At 41.4% G+C, this 17,161-nt stretch carries 14 protein-coding genes and 1 other RNA gene; 9 read left to right on the top strand and 6 right to left on the bottom strand.

Features of this window, described 5'->3' with window-relative positions; all coding sequences use genetic code 11:
- Positions 1 to 10: 10 nt before the first annotated feature.
- Both Q9G97_RS05885 and ffs read right to left on the bottom strand, forming a co-directional pair.
- Positions 11 to 742 (bottom strand): hypothetical protein, encoded by a 732-nt coding sequence (locus Q9G97_RS05885; RefSeq protein ID WP_305900108.1) that lies wholly within the window; start codon positions 740 to 742, stop codon positions 11 to 13.
- A 240-nt stretch (positions 743 to 982) separates the two neighbouring features.
- An RNA gene (gene ffs / locus Q9G97_RS05880) (signal recognition particle sRNA small type) lies at positions 983 to 1,079 on the bottom strand.
- A 304-nt stretch (positions 1,080 to 1,383) separates the two neighbouring features.
- On the opposite strand from ffs, the gene Q9G97_RS05875 reads away from it, so the two are divergent.
- Positions 1,384 to 2,115 carry an SIMPL domain-containing protein gene (locus Q9G97_RS05875; RefSeq protein WP_305900107.1) on the top strand — a complete coding sequence of 244 codons (732 nt, stop codon included), beginning with the start codon at positions 1,384 to 1,386 and terminating at the stop codon, positions 2,113 to 2,115.
- A gap of 148 nt (positions 2,116 to 2,263) precedes the next feature.
- On the opposite strand, the gene Q9G97_RS05870 is transcribed toward Q9G97_RS05875, so the two are convergent.
- From Q9G97_RS05870 to glnA, 3 genes are all read right to left on the bottom strand, one after another.
- The gene (locus Q9G97_RS05870) at positions 2,264 to 3,052 is read right to left on the bottom strand and encodes a DUF4124 domain-containing protein (RefSeq protein ID WP_305900106.1); all 789 of its coding nucleotides are present in this window, start codon (positions 3,050 to 3,052) and stop codon (positions 2,264 to 2,266) included.
- Between the two features lie 150 nt (positions 3,053 to 3,202).
- Entirely contained in the window at positions 3,203 to 3,457 is a 255-nt protein-coding gene (locus Q9G97_RS05865) for a hypothetical protein (protein WP_201573171.1), read from the bottom strand.
- 177 nt (positions 3,458 to 3,634) lie between these two features.
- Positions 3,635 to 5,044: a type I glutamate--ammonia ligase gene (gene glnA, locus Q9G97_RS05860; RefSeq protein WP_201573168.1), complete on the bottom strand. Its 1,410-nt coding sequence runs from the start codon at positions 5,042 to 5,044 to the stop codon at positions 3,635 to 3,637.
- 713 nt (positions 5,045 to 5,757) lie between these two features.
- On the opposite strand from glnA, the gene Q9G97_RS05855 reads away from it, so the two are divergent.
- The 5 genes from Q9G97_RS05855 (at position 5,758) to Q9G97_RS05835 (ending at position 10,194) form a co-directional block, all read left to right on the top strand.
- Positions 5,758 to 6,381 (top strand): aminodeoxychorismate/anthranilate synthase component II, encoded by a 624-nt coding sequence (locus Q9G97_RS05855; protein ID WP_305900105.1) that lies wholly within the window; start codon positions 5,758 to 5,760, stop codon positions 6,379 to 6,381.
- Between the two features lie 185 nt (positions 6,382 to 6,566).
- The gene (trpD, locus tag Q9G97_RS05850) at positions 6,567 to 7,700 is read left to right on the top strand and encodes an anthranilate phosphoribosyltransferase (RefSeq protein WP_305900104.1); all 1,134 of its coding nucleotides are present in this window, start codon (positions 6,567 to 6,569) and stop codon (positions 7,698 to 7,700) included.
- A gap of 65 nt (positions 7,701 to 7,765) precedes the next feature.
- Positions 7,766 to 8,626, top strand: coding sequence for an indole-3-glycerol phosphate synthase TrpC (gene trpC / locus Q9G97_RS05845; protein WP_305900103.1), 861 nt, complete (start codon positions 7,766 to 7,768; stop codon positions 8,624 to 8,626).
- 99 nt (positions 8,627 to 8,725) lie between these two features.
- On the top strand, positions 8,726 to 9,463 hold the full coding sequence (locus tag Q9G97_RS05840) for a Smr/MutS family protein (protein WP_201573157.1): 738 nt from the start codon (positions 8,726 to 8,728) through the stop codon (positions 9,461 to 9,463).
- Positions 9,464 to 9,561: 98 nt separating this feature from the next.
- Entirely contained in the window at positions 9,562 to 10,194 is a 633-nt protein-coding gene (locus Q9G97_RS05835; RefSeq protein WP_305900102.1) for a DNA-3-methyladenine glycosylase, read from the top strand.
- A gap of 22 nt (positions 10,195 to 10,216) precedes the next feature.
- On the opposite strand, the gene Q9G97_RS05830 is transcribed toward Q9G97_RS05835, so the two are convergent.
- Positions 10,217 to 12,169, bottom strand: a complete 1,953-nt coding sequence (locus Q9G97_RS05830) for a mechanosensitive ion channel family protein (protein WP_305900280.1) — start codon at positions 12,167 to 12,169, stop codon at positions 10,217 to 10,219.
- Positions 12,170 to 12,602: 433 nt separating this feature from the next.
- On the opposite strand from Q9G97_RS05830, the gene Q9G97_RS05825 reads away from it, so the two are divergent.
- The 3 genes from Q9G97_RS05825 to Q9G97_RS05815 all read left to right on the top strand — a co-directional run bounded on the left by Q9G97_RS05825 (position 12,603) and on the right by Q9G97_RS05815 (position 17,100).
- Entirely contained in the window at positions 12,603 to 14,507 is a 1,905-nt protein-coding gene (locus Q9G97_RS05825; protein ID WP_305900101.1) for a TonB-dependent siderophore receptor, read from the top strand.
- A 260-nt stretch (positions 14,508 to 14,767) separates the two neighbouring features.
- Complete coding sequence (ahcY, locus tag Q9G97_RS05820; RefSeq protein ID WP_305900100.1) at positions 14,768 to 16,192, top strand: adenosylhomocysteinase; 1,425 nt, start codon at positions 14,768 to 14,770, stop codon at positions 16,190 to 16,192.
- A gap of 47 nt (positions 16,193 to 16,239) precedes the next feature.
- A complete protein-coding gene (locus tag Q9G97_RS05815; RefSeq protein ID WP_305900099.1) occupies positions 16,240 to 17,100 on the top strand; it encodes a methylenetetrahydrofolate reductase in 861 nt (286 codons plus the stop codon).
- Positions 17,101 to 17,161: the final 61 nt, after the last annotated feature.

Below are 17,161 nucleotides of genomic sequence, written 5' to 3'. Positions count from 1 at the left end.
GAATAAAGGCTCAATCAACCAGCTGCCGTACGCCAAGCCAGCGCTCAGCTAACACTGTCAAACAGTCGTATTCATCTTGCGAGACTATCGTATCGTGTAACATAGCCGTATGCAAGGTGCTTAGCCATAGTCGATAATCGTTATGCTTGTACGCGATATAGGTATGGTTATTATAAGCCATTTTTTTCAATTTTAGTCGGCTGTCATCTTGCTTATCATAAGTGCTATGCGCTACTGGGGAGGTGCTGATAATGACTAATAACTGAGTACTATTTAAACGCTTTGCTGTCAATAATAACCATTGTAAATCAATATCGCTGATCGCTGCTAGGTCTATACTTATCAAGCGCGCATAACGTCTTAAGTCTAAAACATAGCCTTTATTTTTTAATGCTTGCGGATCAAATGGGGTCGATAAACGATAAGCCAATATAATAAGCATCATCTGCTGGGCAGCATTAAGACCTTGAAATAGTTGCCCTGATAGGTCTAATTGTACCGTAATACTCTCAATGCATGCCTGTAGCACTTGCTGATAAGAGGCCGTTTTTGTGTCCACGCCTAACACTTGTTGTAAGACGGGTAATAACTGCTGCAAATGCAATGCTTGCCATAATGATAAAATCGTTGCTTGCTGAGGGTTTGAAGGTACTTCTGATGAATAAATTGACGGTGAATGAGCTACTAGTGAGTCAGCGCTGCTATCAAAATTATTATTAATATTAACGGTTAAATAAGTCAATCATTCATAGTTGCTTTCTAAATGGTTACTGTCTCAATAGTTACTTTCTCAAGCAGTCGAATTATTAGTGTTTTGTATTAACCATCTTAACCTATAACCACAGCTTTTCTAGACTCTCTAGCTGAATTTTAGGCAAAAAAAATCCTTTATTAATAATAATAAGGATTCGATATATCACAAGAATATGTACGTACTTAAATAACTATTAGCTTTCAATAAACAGCAGGCAAAAAAAAGCGACTCCAAAAGCACATCCTCGGCACACATTGTAACTAATACCGTTGCTACCTTCCGGTCCTGGCGGGGTTCATAGAACAATGTTGCGAGGCTACCAATGGAGCCACCAGTTGCAAATTATACCCACTTTTTTTAATTTTACAACCCCTGTGTTTAGATAGAGGATAACTTTTAGAATATGGCTTATTTATAAGTTGTAATGACACACAGAAGTTACCGGTTATAGAACGGTAAGATAAATAACAAAACCCTTATAGCATCTGTAGTTAGACCTGTTATTTTAGCTAGAACGCGTTTGTAATAACTCGTCTATAAAACAGTTAAACTTAATCTAAGCATACCTTGATACTCTACCATGCTCGCTCCTTACTATTCTGGAGCATTTCACTATTTTGGAAATAATTATGAAAAATACTATTTTAGATAATAAATGGTTAAAGAAAACAGCTATTGCCTCAAGCACAGCGTTATTACTGACAGCCCTTATGAGTAGCGCTCACGCCGAGCCGACAGGTTACGATCAGCTTAGCTTTCAGACAGAAGTGAAAGAAGAGATTGCTAATGATGAAGTAAGAGCCAGTCTCTATAAAAAGGCGCAAGCTAACGATGCAAAAACCTTAGCGACGACTCTGACTACTTCGATCAATAGAGCTTTAGCTATTGCTAAGCGCTACCCTACAGTCACCATCAGTACAGGGCAGCAAAACACCTATCCACGTTATGATAAAAACGACAAAATCATCGGCTGGACTGGGCAAGCTAATATCGATCTTAAGAGCACCGACTTTGTGGCAACCAGCCAGCTCATAGCAGACTTGCAAGAAACTCTAGTCATGAATAATCTAAACTTTGGAGTATCTGAGATTAAAAAGGACGCCCTTGAACAGAAGCTAATGACTGATGCCTCGCGCGCTTTTCAACAACAAGCAAAAAACTTAACTCGTGCTTGGGATGCGCGTGGCTATCGAGTAGTGACCGTCAATCTCAATACAGGTAATAACTACCCACGTCCTATGTATAGCGCTATGGAGATGCGAGCCACCTCAGCGGATGCTTCAGTGCCCAGTCAAAACTTTGAGTCAGGTAATAGTACGATTTCTGTCACGGCTAATGGCACCATTGAGCTGACTAAATAAGTTAGGATAAATTTTGTAAACCGTATTTATTAAGTGATAATAAAAAGGCAATCGCTAACTCTAGTGATTGCCTTTTTTAATAGATTCAAATGCTATGTATCAAACATCATTTTATAGCAGGTATTTCGAGGGTCATCGTTGTATTGACTTATGGCGTATTCAAAAATTGAACATTAGTACCTTTATCCCTACGTAGCTTAAGTAACATTTTTTGTGTCCAAGATAAACGCTCATAAGCCAGTAGTTGCTCGGCTATTTTTTTATTTTGTTGCAATCTGACAGTGTTTTGAATCACATATACCTTACGCGAGACTTGTTGTACCACCTGACCTTTTTTATTCATGACCACTGCTCGAATATTATGCTCGCCCGGCAAGATATCAACAGTTGCTATTGATGCGCTGAGCCCTTGCGCTACAACAGTATCGTCAAGAGAAATCGTGACAGTGTCGCCTGCTTGCAGTGCAGGATTCATTTGCAGTTGCACTGCGATACTTTGTGCGGGACGACGATAAGCACGCTCCTCGCTTGGCTCAAGCATTGTCAGCTGATAATTCACTGCTCTAGTTTGTGCCGTCATCTCAGGCAAGTCAGCAACAGACTGAGCACTGAGCGTAGAGCTAGCGTTGTTATTTTGGCGGCTACTCGCTTGGCTGGTAGAAGTTTGATTAGCGCTATTAGCAGAGCTAGCACTTGGACTATTGCTATTGTTACCCGTAGTAATTCCCGTTTGACTGACTTGCTTATTTTCTTGCTGATCGTAGCTTTGTGGGTTGTCAGTAAAAGTGATCTGCCCCGTTTGACTATCGACAACTTTGTAAATAGGCGCCGCATTAAGTGTAGAAGCATAAAGACTAGCAATACTGATTATTAGAGCTGTCATTACCTTTGTGATTTGATCGTTTACTGATAGGTTTACTTTAGATAATACAGTCATAATCAGCCCATTTAGTATTTATTCTGATAATTTATACTTACCTATTATGCGATACTTTTGTTGTAAAAGCAGTAGTGACTATGCAAATGGATTGCTGCTTGAGTCTAATTTGACATAATAGTGTCTATTAAAACTGTTAAAATTGTTTATTCACATTCTAAAACCTATATAGAATAATAAAACACCAAAATATAAGACAACAGCTGAAATAGCATTTGCCGTTAAGCGATGTGAAAATACATCTCTTGTCCCATCAAGCAAACCAAAAATAACCTCGCCCAGTCCTCCTGTAAATCGATAATTATTTAAATCAACATTGCCTTTATCATCTGTAATAAAGCGCAGGTAGCCAAAAATTATGGCAAGACTGCCAGTGATCAATATTATGATTCTAAGGGTTTCCATTTTTTGACCCACATAGCTTGATATATTTTTAGATCCAAGCGCGACTTAACTTTTAATTAGAACAACGATCTAACTATAGCTTAAAAAAGCTATAGTTACTTATCTACCTACAACCACAAAAAAACCAGCTAAGATATTCTCAGCTGGTTTTTCTTATTCTGAATTTTTAGAAGCTAATTAGCAGCTATAGTACAGATCAAACTCTACTGGATGGACAGTAACGTTAACACGCTGTACTTCTTCTTCTTTAAGCGCAATAAAGGCTTCTATAGAGTCTTTGGTAAACACATCACCTTTGAGTAAGAACTCATGATCATCACGTAAAGCTTGTAGCGCGACTTCTAAGCTCTCAGCAACCGTTGGAATCTGTGCTTCTTCCTCTGGTGGTAAGTCATATAGGTTTTTATCAGCCGCTTCACCTGGATGGATTTTATTCTGAATACCGTCAAGACCTGCCATTAATAGTGCTGCAAAGGTCAAATAAGGATTCGCCGCAGGATCTGGGAAACGCGCTTCGACACGTACCGCTTTTGGGCTACTAACGTGTGGAATACGGATAGAAGCTGAGCGGTTAGACGCCGAATAAGCAAGCTTGATAGGTGCTTCGTAATGCGGTACAAGGCGCTTATAGCTGTTAGTCGATGGATTGGTAATCGCATTTAAGGCGCGGGCATGCTTGATAATACCACCGATAAAGTAAAGGGCTGATTCTGATAGACCCGCATACTCATCACCCGCAAAAGTATTGACGCCATCTTTTGAGATTGACATATGCACATGCATGCCTGAGCCGTTATCACCAACGATAGGCTTGGGCATAAAGGTCGCCGTTTTGCCAAACTGATGCGCAACATTGTGAACGACATACTTTAATTGTTGTACTTCATCGGCTTTTTTGACCAGCGTATTAAAAGCAACACCAATCTCTGCCTGACAAGGCGCAACTTCATGATGATGAACTTCAACACAGCCTTCACCGATAATATCCTCAATACGCTCACACATAACCGCGCGCATATCGTGTGAGCTGTCGATTGGTGGTACAGGAACATAACCGCCTTTGACGCGCGGACGATGACCCATATTGCCCCACTCGTAATTTTTATTGGTTGACCATGCCGCTTCTTCTGCGATGATCTCATGGCTAACCCCTGACATCTCAACCGACCATTTTACTTCATCGAAGATGAAAAACTCAGGCTCAGGGCCAAAGTAGGCAGTATCACCAATGCCTGTTGACTTTAAATACTCTTCAGCGCGGCGGGCGATAGAACGTGGGTCACGATCATAACCTTGTAGGGTTGATGGCTCAATGATGTCACAAGTGACAACGATAGTGACCGCATCGAAGAATGGGTCAACAAACGCAGACTCAGGGTCAGGGCGCAAGATCATATCAGAGGCTTCAATACCCTTCCAGCCAGCGATAGAGGAACCGTCAAACATTTTGCCATCTTCCATTGACTCTTCATCAATAGTAGATGCCGGAAAGCTCATGTGCTGCTCTTTACCGCGAGTATCAGTAAAACGAAAATCGACCCATTTGGCATTGGTTGATTCGATAAGATCTAAAAGTTTGTTCGACATAAATAGTCTTCCTTATGATTAGTATGAGATAAAGCTAGTTTTGACGCTAAATACGTAATGGTCTAAATACATAAATAGTACGCTGATTACTGTTAATAATACTTAACGAGCAAGATAATAAGGTATTCGTCATCATAGCTTCTAAGCTTACAGTGCTAAGCTTATAGTGCTAAGCTATTTTATACAAATTTATCTAGCGCATGTTTCTATAACGCTCATTTATTTAAGTAATCTACATGATAAAAGGTGCAAGCCTTATGCCAATATACTAATTCCAAAACAATCGTATTCAATATCAATATGTTATATATACTACCTCTCAATTACTAATCACCATAATAGATTTAACCCTAAAATGCGCATAGTAATATCATGATTTATTGCACTACTTTAGTGCAATACTTATAGAACAGCGTTATTATAGTGCACTACTATACACTATGAATAAAACTTAGAATCAGTTTGGCGTTATGATTATAGTCGTTAACTTTGCTTTGCTTGCTTCAATAGATACTTATATTTTAGACCATCGCTCTTAATGGTTTCAAACGGCGTTCAAAAAACTATTATTTAGCAGTAGATAGCTTATACCGTACATTTGCTAGATGATAGATTAGTGGTAAGATAGCAAAGACACATTTTTCTCTATTATTCTCTTAACTTGCTGATTATATATCAAGCAGTGACTGTTCTATTAATAGGTGCTACCCATAATGATTTTGATGATCGATAATTACGATAGCTTTACGTATAATATTGTCCAGTACTTTGGTGAATTGCAGCAGGATATCACGGTTTGGCGTAATGATCAGGTCACTATCGAGCAGATTAAAACCTTCGCTCCTGATGTTATTGTCATCGGTCCTGGCCCTTGTGATCCAGACCGCGCTGGTATCTCTCTAGAGATCATAGAAGTCTTTAAAGGGGTTATACCTATTTTGGGTATCTGCTTAGGGCATCAAGCGATTGGTCAAGCGTTTGGCGGACAAGTTATCAAAGCAGGCGCCGTTATGCATGGTCGCCTATCCGCTGTTTATCATAATGGACAAGGGGTGTTTGCCGATCTGCCCAATCCCTCACAAGTGACTCGCTATCACTCCTTAGTCGTGGACAAAACTAGCTTACCTGACTGCTTAGAGATGACCGCTTGGACTAAGAATGCGGACGATAGTATCGAAGAGATTATGGGCGTACGTCATAAAACTTTTGCCATCGAAGGCGTGCAATTTCATCCTGAGTCTATCTTAAGCGAAGCAGGCTATCAGCTGCTCAATAACTTCTTGATAACCCATCATTTAGCAGTTTTGAGTACTGATGAGCTACCGCAGGTTGGCTAGTTTATTACCTTTGAATAATTATATACCACCTCAAGCAGCGGTATGCTCCGTAAGATTAGGCCCTACGAAAATACAATGTCGCCAAGATACTATTTCAACAAGATACTATATTGCCAAGATACAATGTCACCAAAATACAATGTCACTAAAACAAGCCACTAAAATAAGAATATAAGTGAGACTCTATGAGTACTACTGCCCTCTCAAGCGCTAGCAAAAACGCTAAAGCTACTCCAGAAAGTATCGCCCAACGCTCGGATGAACAACTTCATAAGCTATTAGCCGTAGCGCTAGATCATATCTTACAACGTATTGACTTGACCTTTGATGAGATGCGTGAGGTTATGCTGATTATTATGCAAGGCAAATGCAGCAATGCGATGATGGGCGCGATTTTGACAGGCTTACGTATGAAAGGCGAGTCTATCGATGAGATCACCGCCGCTGCCAGTGCCATGCGTGATTTGGCCGCCAATATAGCACCAAAGGGCAATTACCTAGTCGATATCGTTGGTACTGGCGGCGATGGTGCTAATCTATTTAATGTATCAACCGCCTCAGCATTAGTTGCGGCAGCGGCGGGTGCACAAGTCGCTAAGCATGGCAATCGCGGCGTCTCTACTAAGTCTGGCAGCTCAGATTTGCTAGAGCAAGCAGGTATTAGCTTGGCTTTATCACCTGAGCAAGCGCTTGATTGTATCGAAAATCAAGGGATAGGATTCTTATTTGCACCTAATCACCACAGTGCTATGCGCTATGCTAATCCTGTGCGTCGTGAGCTAAAAGCGCGGACCATCTTCAATATACTGGGGCCATTAACCAATCCTGCTGGCGTGCCAAATTTAGTGATAGGCGTGTTTAGCCCGCAGCTATGTGAGCCTATCGCCAAAGTTATGCAGAATCTAGGGGCGCGTCACGTGATGGTCGTCGGATCAAAAGATGGTTTGGATGAGATAAGCTTGGCAACCTCGACGACCGTCGCAGAATTAAAAGACGGTGAGATAAGTGTCTATGAGCTAACCCCTGAAGATGCTGGTATCGAGTCACAAACCCTAATAGGCCTCGATGTCGACTCTCCACAGCAAAGCTTACAGCTAATTTGTGCCGCTTTATCTGGTGATGAGACCCATGATCGATCAGTGCTAAAAGCCCGTGACATGATTGCGCTTAATGCAGGTGCCGCTATCTATACGGCTGGACTTGCCAGCAATTATGCCAACGGCGTAAGTCGCGCTCAAGCCGTTATTCAAAATGGTAGTGCTCTCTTAAAGCTTGAGTCATTAGCGACTCATACTCAACATTTAGCTGCACAAGCTTAGAGTCTGTTGAATCACTACTATTTATGTCGCTATATTTTACCCATTAGGCTTTTAGGATGACTGCTATGACCAATACTACCGATCCAAATTCTACCATTCCCTCAGTATTACAACGTATAGTCGCTACCAAAATTGAAGAAGTGTCTGCTGCAAAAGCTATATTATCTTTATCCGATTTAAAAGCGCAAGTGGCTGCTGATAAGCGTGCGCGTCGCGGCTTTGCCACTGCCCTACGTTTAGCAAATCTAGGGGTCATTGCTGAAATCAAAAAGGCCTCACCTTCTAAAGGTGTTATCAATCATAACTTTGACCCTGCCTTATTTGCGCAGCAGTATGAGCAAGCAAGCGCTAACTGTCTATCAGTCTTGACGGATCGAGACTACTTCCAAGGTGATGATAGCTATCTATTACAGGCGCATAATAACTGTAATCTACCTGTATTGCGTAAAGACTTTATGATTGATGCTTATCAGATTTATCAGTCCTATTTGCTCGGTGCTGATTGTGTTTTATTGATTATGGCCTGCTTGGATGATGCGCAAGTACATGAGCTGCATGCCCTAAGTGTCGAGCTGGGTATGGATGTTTTAATTGAGATTCATACCTTTGATGAGCTTGAGCGCGCCCTACGCTTGCCTTACTCTCATCACAATATTTATGGCATTAACAATCGAGACCTCAATACTTTTAATGTTGACTTGCAGCATTCTATCAAACTTAAAAACGCACTAAGTACAGGTCTAAAAGACAAAACATCGGATATACCCTTGATCGTCACTGAAAGCGGTATCGATAACGCTAGTGATGTAACGTTAATGAAAAATCAAGGCTTTCAGCACTTTTTGATTGGTGAGCAGTTTATGAAAACCGATCATCCAGGTCAGGCGTTACAATCCTTACTTGCGAGCGTGGCGGCACAAAGGTAAAGTAGTCTTTAGAAAACATGGCTTACTATAAAATATAGCTTATAATTTTAAACGCTATAAACCAAATCCTTCACTAACCAAACAGAATTATAAATTATTATGTCAAATTCTCTATTCTCAAAAGAAATGCAAGATCAGCTCAAAGAGTTAAAAGGTCAACTGACTAAAGGCCGTGATACTACCTCACCCGATGGTGAAAATGAAAAGCCAACTGAGCCTGTGTCACTACTCACCCAAAAGCAAGTCAAAAAAACCGTCAAGCAGATGGATAGCGAACATGTCGATGATGACAAAGTGCTCTTTATGCAAGCGATGCACGGCGTCAATCAATTGGAAGATAAAAACGTACGTTCCCCTGCTGATGCTACAAAAGCGACTAAACCTGATGCCACAACTCTATCAAAACGTGCAGCTGCTCAAGGTGGCGATGTCGCTGAGTTAAGCGTAGGTCTATCTGATATGCAAGCGCTACTCAATCCAGTCGCTGCTGAATCCATCTTGTCTTACAAGCAACCAACGCTACAAAACAAAGTATTTACTCAGCTTAAGCAAGGTAAGTTGCGCTGGTATGATGCGGTCGATATTCATGGCTGTACTATTGAAGAAGCGCGCGCTGCTGTGACTCAACTGCTGTCTCAAGCCAAACAAAATAATGAAACATCCGTCAAAATTGTCCATGGCAAAGGCTCTGAGGCTATCCTAAAAACTTGCGTTAATGGCTGGTTGCGTCAATTGCCAGAAGTATTAGCGTTTTGTTCAGCGCCACCAAAAGATGGTGGTAATGGTGCGGTTCTAGTACTGCTTAAAAAAACTAAAACTGATGAAAAAGATAAGTAAAGGCTAAGCCTTTTGCACAACGTAAAAAGGACTGCTTAGGCAGTCCTTTTTTGCATATACTGATTGGGCATTTATCACACTATTTAGGATAAAACATTATGACTGTGCAAACGATTAAAACCCTAACAGAGCTAAAAGCACATATTACCTCCCTCATCGCTATCGAACCTAGATTTGCACCAATACATGAACAAGTTGGCGTGCCAAGCTTACGACGTAATACGGGTGGTTTTGATCAACTCATGCGAACGATGGTCGGTCAACAGCTATCGGTTGCGGCGGCCAGTAGTATTTGGAACCGTTTAGTAGATGCTGATCTAACTTCCCCCAAAACTATAAGCCAAGCAGAAGATGATGATTTGAGGGCGCAAGGATTATCCAGACAAAAGATTCGCTACATTCGCTCATTGATTGAGCATGATATAGACTTTATAGCTCTAGAAGCTATGAGCGATGACGAGGTTATAGAAACTCTGACGCAGGTAATAGGCATTGGGCGCTGGACGGCTCAGATGTATCTGCTTTTCTCATTAGGACGCGCGGATATCTTAGCCGTTGATGATTTAGCCATTCGCGTTGCTGCAATGGAGATGCTAGGACTAGCGGAACGTCCAACGCCTAAGCAATTAAAACTTGCCACTCAAGACTGGTCACCTTATCGAAGTGCCGCAAGTCTACTGCTATGGTCGTACTATGGAAAAATGCGCGATCGTCTTGCAGTGCCAGGTTAACACTAGGTTAGGGATTGGCAAATCAGTGCCATGGCTGATTCCAGATAGAGAGACTGTTACTTTTGCCTTTAGGTTTATTGCTAAGCTTAAAATGCTTAAATTTATGTTTTGCTAGTCGAAAGCCACTGCTTTTTTTAGGTTTATCCTTTTTAAATTTATTTAAACTTAAGCCACTTTTATTTTTTGCTACGTTATCGGTCTGCTTATCATCCTTTGTGTTTTTATGTTCAACAGAACTGAACTTCTCACTGAGCTTCTCATTGGTACTTTGACTACTGAGGCGATGCTCATTATCAATACTGCTATGAACATCAGATTTGTTGTTGTCATCTTCAGGTGGCAAATCATCACTAGAATCTACCTTTTCACTAGTGTGCTCAAGCTCGCCTTGATCAACAATGAGCTGCTGCGTTGGCAGCGCATGTTCAACTTTATATTTTTTTACCTGCGTCAATATATTAACCAAAAGCAAGTCTTGCTTGCCATAAAACTCTATAACATCTAATGCGTTAACGTAAGCCCGTAGCTGAATCACATAACAGTCTTGACGTAGCTCCAAAATGTGGGCTTGATTCCACTCTTTGTTGGTGAGCTCATGCTCATCTAGCAGCTTTTCTAAGTCATTAACCATTTTAAATATAACGTCAATATCAGCGCTTCGCTTAATATATAAATTATGCAAGAAGTGAAACATATCTCGTGAGTTAAAATTTTCAATTTGCATCGATGAGAAATCACCATTGGGCACCGTGACGACGGTACGGTTTAAAGTACGTACCCGTGATGAGCGAATGCCAATATCGATGACCGTACCTTCTTGAGTCCCAAACTTACAGTAATCCCCTATGCGCACGGGCGAGTCTGCTACCACGACCACACTACCGACCAAGTTCTCAATGGTTTTTTGTGCACCCAATGCCAATGCCAGACCACCAACCCCAAGTGCGGCGATACCTGTGGTCAGATCAAACCCTAAATTACCAAAGATCACAATCACCGCAAATATCAATAGCAATGCTTTGACGACTTTACGTAGCAGTCCAAGAATTGAAACCCGCTCGGTGTGATTCTTTTTATAGCTTAAATTGACTGCACGCGTAAATAGAACGTCAATGATGCGTAATAGTAGCCAGGTGATAGCTAGCCACGATGCTATCTCCGTAAAACGATTAATCGGCTCTCGCAGGGTTACCGATATTCCAGCGTAAACCATAATCTCCGACAGCATCAGCGCCATAACAACCACTGATAAGGGCAATATTATTTTGTCTGGTAGCGGCAGTGGCTCTTGGCGAAAGTAAGGGTAGACAATCCTCAAAAAGTGATATAACAGCCATACTGCAATATAAGTTAATAAAAAACTACTTACCGTCATTAGTATCGCAGCGATTAAGTCTGTCAACTGATAACCAAATAATTTAGTACCCTCTAACGAGTCAAAAGTATATTTGGAAACTAAAGTGGGTTCGGTATTTTCTAATACCTCAGGTATCGAGGTTAAGGTATCAGTTCCAAACTGCCAATACTGCTCGCCCTTCTCAGAGACCACTCGCTCTAATATGATAGGTACAGACTTGTCATCGATATTGATCGTACCGACTTTTTCTTGACTGGGCTGAAGCTGATCGGTCAAATAACCCTCAGGGGAATTGCTCAGCTGCAAATCAGGTAAAAATCGTCCCCCAGTATCAAGGGCTCGCTTTAGCTGACGTACCGCTATTGTTGGGTTATCGGATTTGGACAAGTTAAGATAATTACTTGCCAGCAGATAGTCGTTTTCACCTAAGGCGCTGATAAACCCTTGTACCGTCTGACGCGGCGTATCACGACCAAATGAGTCTGGTATCGGTGTGCGCACGCTCTCCTCAGAGTTTGTGCTACCAATACCTAATAGACCCGCCTCCGCAGCCAATGCGCTAGTCGGTGATAGACTCAATACTGTCGTTAGTAGTAATATAGCTAACCACAAATACACCTTTATAAATAACATGAACGTAGGTGTTTTAACCGGACTCAAATTGCGCTCAGTAGACAAGACAAACCTCTTAACTTAACAGATTAGACAAAATTATAGGGCTAATGACAAAACTAGGCGCTATGATAACAATTATTTATAACAGTAATGATTTTGATTGTGGCTTTTTATCATAAACAGTTAGCATAAACTGCAAGATTTAGACCTATAAATGAATATTCAAAACCTTCTTTTTTAAAATTCATAGTACTTAATCCTCTATCATGAAATTTTCTCATCATCTGATGAATATTCATTAGGTTAAAAGTGGTTTATATCTATCCTCGTTTTGTAGATAATGAACGCAGTTTTGCTTAATTGCTATCTTTTGTAAAGTTGTCTTTATAACTAGCCATCTTAACGCTACTTTTAACTCTATTTTTTGGAATCCCTTATGGTTTTGTCATCTTTCAACACTTACTTAAGATTGTGTATTTTAGGTGCGCTTAGCGTCTCTGCTATGAATGCTACAGCAGCAACGATTGATTTGATAGCTGTTGGTGATGATGGCCTGCCACAGGTTGAGCTTGATGAAATCGTCGTTACCGCTACGCGCACACCGACCAAAATTAGCAATACGATTGCGCAAACGCGTGTCATTAACAGTGAAGAGCTGCAACAATTTCAAGGTCAAAGTGTAATAGAAGTTTTAAAGCGCCAGCCAGGGTTTAGTTACTATGGCAACGGAGGTATGGATAAAAAAAGTAATTTTTATATGCGCGGCTATGACGGTAAGCAAATTTTAGTCCTTATTGATGGTATTCGTTATAGCTCATTAAATGATGGTAGCGCAACGCTCAATTTATTACCTGCTGATCAAATTGAGCGTATTGAAATATTATACGGAGCCTCAGGTTCAAGCATTTATGGCGCTGATGCTATGGGCGGCGTTATTCAAGTATTTACTAAAGGCAATAATGTAGACAGAAGTAACTTTTCTGTTACAGCTGGTATTGGCTCAAATGCTCAATACCTTTATGGTGCTAGCGCTCAGCTTGCCAATACTAATGGCACATCTTTGAGCTTGTCAGCCAGCCATAATGAAACGAATGGCATAAACGCAACACTACCAACAAATACTTTTAATTACAATGAAGACGATGACGGTTTCGAGAGCAATAACTTTAGTATTGCTCTCAATCAACGCATTAATGAGCAATGGCTTGCAGGCGCTAGTGCCTTATATAGCAAGTCGACCTCTGAATTTGATTCAGGTGCTCAAGATGCCTACACAGATCAGGAAAATGGTGCAGCTCAAGTATTTATTGACTGGCGTTACCTGCCAAGCTCTTCAATAAAGCTACAATACGGCTATGCTATGGATAGCATAAACACTAAAAGCAACTTTAGTAGTGTTTATGATAGCAAGCAAGATCAAGTCAGCTTGTTAGGACAACACCAGCTACCCGTTGGGCAAGGTATATATGGACTTGAATACTTAAAACAGGATCTTGAATCTACTGTATATGATGATGCCAATGATCGCGATGTAAAAAGCGCCTTCTTAGGTTATGTATTGGCCAATAATCAATTTGATGCGCAGGCTAATTTACGTTTTGATGATAATTCACAATATGGAAACGAGACTACATATAACTTAGGTGGTGCTTATAACTTCAATACTAATTTTCGTATCGGTGCTAGCTATGCTAAAGGTTTCCGTGCTCCTAGCTTTTATGATATTTATTCTGGGACTGAAAGTAATATTGATTTAAAAGCTGAAACCAGTGATAATTATGAGGCTTTTATTGAGTATGATACTTTAATGCAAAGCACTCGATTGACAGGCTATCAAAATAAAGTTGATGATCTGATTAATTTTGTAGCTCGATACGATGATGATAATAACTATATTGGCGGCAATAGCCAAAATATTGAAGAAGCAAAAATAAAAGGGCTAACACTGACATCGGATTGGGAAATTGATAGCTATTTATTCGGTGGTAGCTATGACTATCAAAAAGCCAAAGATAATAGCGGTGGCGCTAATGATGGTAATTTTTTACCTATCCGTCCTGAACATAAAGGGTTAGTTTATATTGGTTATCGCTTACCAAGTCTAGACATTCGCGCTGAATACCAATACGTAGATGATTATTATTACAGTATTTCTAATGCTGATTCACAACTTGTTGATAGCTATGGTCTGCTTAATATTAGTGGAAATTATCAACTTACAGATAACTTATCGATGACTGCAAGATTAAATAATATCACTAACGAAAAGTATGTAACCGCGCCAAACTACAATACTGACGGCACTAACTTCTTTACCTCTTTAACCTATAACTGGTACTAAAGTTGTTTGCTCTATTGTTACAAGAGACCATCGATTGATGGTCTTTTTTATGGGTGACAAATTAACGCTCATCTATTACAATAGTGTCCTCCGAGAGGTGTTGCACCATGACCACGAATATTGCATTGAGAGCTAAAATCATGCAAATCATAGGTTGTGTTAGGCTCGGTTAACTGTCGAACGTCCTATTTTTGGTCGCTTACAGCGCAAATAACGGCACCTGCTTTTTATCATACATCTATTAACAATAGGAGCATATGATGGACGCAGTGTCTAATATCCCATCTGTCCATACGATCGACCCCACTTTCACTGATTATAAAGTTGCTGACATTAGCTTAGCAGAATATGGTCGCCGCGAAATCACTCTTGCTGAAGCCGAAATGCCAGCCCTAATGGGTTTGCGTCGTCGCTACGAAGCCGATCAGCCATTACAGGGCGCGAAGATCGTCGGCTGTATTCACATGACTATCCAAACTGCTGTGCTTATCGAGACGCTAATCGCGCTTGGGGCCGAAGTGCGCTGGACTTCATGCAATATTTTCTCAACCCAAGACCATGCTGCTGCTGCTGTCGCTGCTGCTGGCACGCCCGTATTCGCTTGGAAGGGTGAGACGGACGCGGAGTACGAATGGTGCTTACGTCAGCAAATCTTTGTAGGCGGTGAAGAGTCAGGTCAACTTTGGGATGCCAACTTAATCCTAGATGATGGCGGTGATTTAACGGCACTTATTCATAACGAGTATCCGCAAATGCTGGATATCATTCATGGTATCTCTGAAGAGACTACCACTGGTGTACATCGTTTAATCGAGATGTTGAATCAAGGCACGCTAAAAGTACCTGCTATCAACGTCAACGATGCGGTTACTAAGTCTAAAAACGACAACAAATACGGCTGCCGTCATAGCTTAAATGATGCGATCAAACGCGGTACGGATATGTTCCTCGCTGGTCGTCGCGCTTTAGTGATCGGTTATGGTGATGTTGGTAAAGGTTCAGCCCAGAGCTTACGTCAAGAAGGCATGATCGTACGCGTATCAGAAGTCGATCCTATCTGTGCGATGCAGGCTTGTATGGATGGCTATGAAGTATTATCACCCTATATCGATGGCGATAACACTGGCGGTGCTGAAGGCATCAATACCCGTCTGCTAGAAGATACGGACATGATTGTTACTACAACGGGTAACTACCATGTGTGTGACAAACACATGCTAGCGGCTCTAAAGCCTGGCGCTGTGGTCTGCAACATCGGTCATTTCGATACCGAAATCGATACCCAATTCATGCGTGACAACTGGCGCTGGGAAGAAGTTAAGCCACAAGTGCATCAAATCTTCCGCTCAGAAGATGTTAATGATTATCTCATTCTGCTTGCTGAAGGTCGTCTAGTCAATTTAGGTAATGCAACGGGTCACCCATCACGCGTGATGGACGGCTCATTCGCTAACCAAGTACTAGCGCAGATGTATCTGTTCGAAGAAAAATTCGCTCAGCTACCCGTCGATGAGCGTTTTGACAACTTATACGTCAGAGTACTACCGAAGAAGCTTGATGAAGAAGTTGCTGCCGCTATGGTTGCCGGCTTCAACGGTACGCTGACTAAGCTCACCACTAAGCAAGCTGAATACTTAGGTGTGCCTGTTGAAGGTCCGTTCAAACCTGAAGCTTATAAATACTAATATGAATGCTTATTTAACTGTTGGTATTAATAACAAGGAGCGCGACTGTGAGTAAGCCTGCTTTCTCTTTTGAATTTTTTCCTGCAAAGTCGGAAGTTGGCCATGAAAAGCTGCTTGGCACTTACGATGAGCTAAACAAGCTAGCACCAGGGTACTTTTCAGTCACTTATGGCGCTGGCGGCTCTACTCGTAGTCGTACGCTAAAGATCGTCAAGGAGTTGTGTGCGCGTGGCACGACTCCTGTGGCGCCGCACATCTCCTGTATTGGCGATGATAAACACGAGGTTGCCGAGCTATTAGAACTCTATAAAAGCTTAGGCATTGATCGATTGGTTGCGTTGCGTGGCGATTTGCCCTCAGGTCAAGTGGGTATGGGTCAGCTACCTTTTGCCCTAGATTTGGTCAAGTTCATTCGTGAGCATTCAGGAGATCATTTCCATATCGAAGTCGCTGCCTACCCTGAGATGCATCCGCAAGCCAAAAGCTTTTTGTTCGATATTGAGAATCTAGTTAATAAGTACAAGGCTGGCGCTAATGCTGCTATTACTCAGTTCTTTTATAATGCGGATAGCTACTTATATTTGCGTGATGCCTTAGAGCAACGTGGTATCGATATGGACACACAGCCATTGGTTGCTGGTATTATGCCCATTACTAACTCTAGCAATTTAATGCGCTTTGCCGATAGCTGTGGTGCTGATATACCGCGTTATATACGCAAGCAGCTTGCTGATTTTGGCGATGACCGCACGGCTATTCGCGAGTTTGGCTTTGAGGTAGTCCATCGTTTGTGTGAGCGTTTGATATCTGAAGGTGTGCCTGCCATGCACTTTTATAGCATGAACAAAGTCAATCCTAACAAGCGCTTAGTTGAGTCTTTAGGACTAGTGCCTGAGTTACTCGTATAAGCATTAGACGTTCAAGCTATAAAACTTTTGTCGCTATCAAAGACTGGTCCTCCTAGGAGCG

The organism is Psychrobacter sp. M13, from assembly GCF_030718935.1.
GTDB classification, from domain to species: Bacteria; Pseudomonadota; Gammaproteobacteria; order Pseudomonadales; family Moraxellaceae; genus Psychrobacter; species Psychrobacter immobilis_G.
The sequence above is the reverse complement of the archived record's forward strand: the minus strand, read 5'-3'. Positions and strand labels throughout refer to the sequence as shown.

Excerpts from the sequence above, each read along its gene's own strand:
- Q9G97_RS05875 (WP_305900107.1), top strand. The coding sequence starts at position 1,384 with ATGAAAAATACTATTTTAGATAATAAATGGTTAAAGAAAACAGCTATT.
- Q9G97_RS05870 (WP_305900106.1), bottom strand. The coding sequence starts at position 3,052 with ATGACTGTATTATCTAAAGTAAACCTATCAGTAAACGATCAAATCACA.
- Q9G97_RS05865 (WP_201573171.1), bottom strand. The coding sequence starts at position 3,457 with ATGGAAACCCTTAGAATCATAATATTGATCACTGGCAGTCTTGCCATA.
- glnA (WP_201573168.1), bottom strand. The coding sequence starts at position 5,044 with ATGTCGAACAAACTTTTAGATCTTATCGAATCAACCAATGCCAAATGG.
- Q9G97_RS05855 (WP_305900105.1), top strand. The coding sequence starts at position 5,758 with ATGATTTTGATGATCGATAATTACGATAGCTTTACGTATAATATTGTC.
- trpD (WP_305900104.1), top strand. The coding sequence starts at position 6,567 with ATGAGTACTACTGCCCTCTCAAGCGCTAGCAAAAACGCTAAAGCTACT.
- trpC (WP_305900103.1), top strand. The coding sequence starts at position 7,766 with ATGACCAATACTACCGATCCAAATTCTACCATTCCCTCAGTATTACAA.
- Q9G97_RS05840 (WP_201573157.1), top strand. The coding sequence starts at position 8,726 with ATGTCAAATTCTCTATTCTCAAAAGAAATGCAAGATCAGCTCAAAGAG.
- Q9G97_RS05835 (WP_305900102.1), top strand. The coding sequence starts at position 9,562 with ATGACTGTGCAAACGATTAAAACCCTAACAGAGCTAAAAGCACATATT.
- Q9G97_RS05825 (WP_305900101.1), top strand. The coding sequence starts at position 12,603 with ATGGTTTTGTCATCTTTCAACACTTACTTAAGATTGTGTATTTTAGGT.
- ahcY (WP_305900100.1), top strand. The coding sequence starts at position 14,768 with ATGGACGCAGTGTCTAATATCCCATCTGTCCATACGATCGACCCCACT.